The organism is Azospirillum formosense (genome assembly GCF_013340925.1).
In the GTDB taxonomy this organism is placed as follows: domain Bacteria; phylum Pseudomonadota; class Alphaproteobacteria; order Azospirillales; family Azospirillaceae; genus Azospirillum; species Azospirillum formosense.
The window spans coordinates 1-3,513 of record NZ_WHOR01000406.1; the positions used below are offsets into that span (position 1 = coordinate 1).

Genomic DNA, 3,513 nt, shown 5'->3' on the forward strand with positions numbered 1-3,513 from the left:
GGTCAGTTAGTCGTAAGGGACCAGCTCCCCCCCCGTGGAAGGGGGGGGGCGCCGGGGGGGGGGGCACAAGTCCGCCCATACAAGCCCACCGCCGGCAGCGCCGCGACCTTCAGCGGCCCCAGGAACAGCCCGCGGTTTTGCACGGTGACCGGGGCGGTCAGCACCGGTTCGCCGTTCGGCCCGGTGGGGCGGGCCAGCAGGCCCAGCATGGTGCGGGCCATCGCCAACTCCTTGGGTCGGAACATCCCCTGAAGCGCGTCCAGCACCGCCTGATACCCGCGCACCTCCGCGGTCAGCGCGGCCTGCGGCTGCAAGGCGGCGTCGAGCGCCAGCGTGCCGTTCATCGCCAGCTTCAGCGGTCCCCAATCCACATTCAGCCCGTCGAGCTGGAGCGTGCCGCCGTCGCGGCTCCAGGCCGACAGGCTGACCGGCTCCGGCTTCGGCGGCTGGCCGAGGATGCGCGCGGTCAGCAGGAGCCGCTGCACCTCGCGGCCCAGCGAATCCGGCGCGCCGTCGGGCAGGGTGGCGCCGCGCGCTTCCAGCGTGACCGACAGGCCGGTGTCGGTGTGGCTGGCCGGCGGCGCGGCGGGCTGGCTGGCGGTCAGGTCCAGGGCGGCGATGGGAACGGGAAGGGCGTCGGGCTGCGCCACGAGGTTGGCGAAGGCCAGCCGCGCCTCGACCGGCTGGCCGGTCAGGGTGAGGCCGACATGCCCGTGGCCGCCGTCGTGGGCGACCAGCGTGAAGGGCGGCTGGTTCGCCTGCACCACCGTCACCCGCTGCTCGCCGGGCAGTGACAGCGCGATGCGCGTGTGGTTCCAGGGCGGCGCCTCCGCCACCAGCCGGGCGCCCCGCCACTCCACGTCGCGGGTCGCGAGGTGCGGCGCCTCCAGCGCGGCGCGGATGGTGAAGGGATAGCCGCCGACGCTCAGCCCGTCATGGGCCACCACGGCGCCCGCCGCCCGCTGCTCGTCCATCCAGGCGAGCACGCCGCGCTCCACCGCCGACGCCGCCTGCCACCACCATACCGAATAGGCGCCGGCCAGCAGGGCCAGGGCGAGAACGGCGAAGCCCAAAATCTTCCGAACGCGCATCTGTGGCATTTCCGTTTTGTGGCACCCACCTTATAGCGGGCGGCCAGGGGCCGTGCTAGCATTCACCGTGTCGCCACCAGTCGGCGCACGCTGCATTACTTAAGGGTCATGCTGCTCGATACGCAATCGCCTGTTGCCGAGCTTCCGGTCACCGCACCGGTGCCGCGTCCGGCATCATCCGCCTCTTCCTGGTCCGCCGACATCGTCGTGACGCCCGGCGCCGACCTCTGGGTCTTCGCCTACGGCTCGCTGATGTGGAACCCGGAGTTCCCCTTTCTGGAGCGCCATCCGGCGGTGCTGGGCGGCTATCACCGCCGCTTCTGCGTGTCCTCCCACCGCTACCGCGGCACGCCGGAGCGGCCGGGTCTGGTGCTGGGGCTGGACCGCGGCGGTTCCTGCCGGGGAATCGTGTTCCGCGTGGCGGCGGAGCGCGTGCCGGAGACGCTGGACTATCTGTGGGACCGGGAGATGCTGAACCGCGTCTACCGGCCCAAGCTGCTGCCGGTGCGCCCGCGCGACGGCGGATCGCCGGTCACCGCCTGCACCTTCGTGGTGGACCGCCGCCACCGGCAATATTGCGGTTGCATGGACGAGATGGCGATGGCCGAGCGCATCGCCTGCTGCCGTGGCGAGCGCGGCCCGAACCTGGACTATCTCGCCAACACGGTTGCCCATCTGGAGGCCATCGGCATCCACGACCGCGGGCTGTGCAGCCTGCTGACCGCGGTGCGTGCGCGGATCGGTTGAGGCGTTTTCCGCTGCCCCCTCTCAATGCCGTGCAAGTTTTCTGGGCATCGCCACCGTGCGCTGGGTGCGGCAATGGTGACCGGTTTCAAAAACCGCGTGGGACAGCAGCCCAACGCCCTGTCACAGCGCGGATGACATGAAGGGCAAGCGTGCAGCGAAGGGAACGTTGCCGAGGGCATAGTGCCCAGCTCAAACAAAACTGAGAGATAGTGTTTGTTTATTGGGCGGGATCTTTTGCCAAGGTGCCATTAGCCTTCTGAACCGGACCGGTGAACCGCTCCGAGATTTCCGCAGACCGGTTTGTTTGGGTCACGCCGCCATGGCGGGAAGGCGATCATTTCCTGAACAGGCGGTCGAACTCCGCCTGGGCGGAATACGCCGACGCCTTGCGAAGGATCTCGTTCGCTCGGCGCAGCGCGCGGTTCTCGCGCTCCAGCGCCTTGATCCGCTCCTGCTCGTCTGTCGTCAGGCCAAGCCGCCTGCCCTGGTCGCGCTCGGCCTGCCGGACCCAGCCACACAGCGTCTAAGCTGCTCAACCCGTGGAGTGTTGGGTGAGCAGAGACGCTTGTCCATCACAGGGAAGGGAATCAAGGAGAAGTAGTTGGATAGGTGAGCGACGCCGACAAGCGTAAGGCCAAGCTCAAGCTCGATTAGGAGCAAACATTTTTGTCGATGTGTAGACTTTCTTGTCAATGTGCAAACATTTTTGCCCGACTGCAAGTTTCCTGTTTATGTCACAGAAATTGGCATTATTAATAATATTTTAACCACGATTATTATTTTTCCGTTAATCGGGACACCTCAACCTCTGGATTAAGACGTTGGTCTAGAGTTCTATGAGGTCCGAGATGGCTGCCGAAACTACCGAACTGATGGACGTCACCTTCACGGTGAACGCCTGGGGCGCTCCCGCCGGCGGAAAGTGGCCGCATTTCGTGCTGCGGCTGGATGGGGTTGAGATCGGGCAGGCGACCGTCGCATCGGCGTCGCTGGGTCGCTACAGCTTCAACGCCCGCGTTCCGGCCGACAAGGCCCACAAGCTTCAGCTTCAGTACGACAACGACGGCTCCGTGAACGGGGAGGACCGCAACCTCTTCGTCAAGTCGTTCGAGGTGAACGGGAAACCGATCCTCAGCATCGACCCGCTGGTGACTTACGACACCGGTGACATCGACGGCAAGAACGTCATCGCCGGGCAGACCGAAATGTACTGGCGCGGCGCACTGAACGTCGACCTGCCCAAGACGATGTTCGCCAGCGCGCAGGAGCCGGAGCCCGAGGCGCCGGCCACCATGACGACCGAGATCGTCGTGAAGGCCTGGGGCGCCGCCGCCAACGGCACGCCGCCGCACTTCAAGCTGCTGGTGGACGACAAGGTGGTCGGCGACGCCTGGGTCAGCGCGACCAGCCCGACCGGCTACACCTTCAAGGTCGATGTGGACCCCAACGAGGCCCACAAGATCCAGATCCACTACGACAACGACGCCACCGTCAACGGCCAGGACCGCAACCTGTTCGTCCAGGGCATCACCATCGACGGGCAGGAGATCAAGGCGACCGATCCGATGGCCTCCTACGACAAGGGGCCGGTGGACGGCAAGTTCGTGGTCGCCGGGCAGGAAGGGCTGTTCTGGGGCGGCGCGCTCACCTTCGGCGTGCCGGAGGAGTATTTCGA

3 protein-coding genes and 1 pseudogene are annotated in these 3,513 nt (G+C 66.5%); 2 read left to right on the forward strand and 2 right to left on the reverse strand.

Annotated elements, in window-relative coordinates; translation table 11 throughout:
- Positions 1 to 2: 2 nt before the first annotated feature.
- A complete protein-coding gene (locus GBZ26_RS28230) occupies positions 3 to 1,091 on the reverse strand; it encodes a DUF2125 domain-containing protein (RefSeq protein ID WP_247884934.1) in 1,089 nt (362 codons plus the stop codon).
- Positions 1,092 to 1,199: 108 nt separating this feature from the next.
- Between GBZ26_RS28230 and GBZ26_RS28235 the strand changes: the two genes are divergently transcribed.
- On the forward strand, positions 1,200 to 1,838 hold the full coding sequence (locus tag GBZ26_RS28235; RefSeq protein ID WP_174441640.1) for a gamma-glutamylcyclotransferase: 639 nt from the start codon (positions 1,200 to 1,202) through the stop codon (positions 1,836 to 1,838).
- A gap of 326 nt (positions 1,839 to 2,164) precedes the next feature.
- Here GBZ26_RS28235 and GBZ26_RS28240 read toward each other — a convergent pair.
- A pseudogene (locus tag GBZ26_RS28240) lies at positions 2,165 to 2,361 on the reverse strand (transposase); the annotation flags it as partial.
- A gap of 325 nt (positions 2,362 to 2,686) precedes the next feature.
- Between GBZ26_RS28240 and GBZ26_RS28245 the strand changes: the two are divergent.
- Positions 2,687 to 3,513: carbohydrate-binding domain-containing protein (locus tag GBZ26_RS28245; RefSeq protein ID WP_282184367.1), on the forward strand; the 827-nt coding region annotated here is incomplete at its 3' end.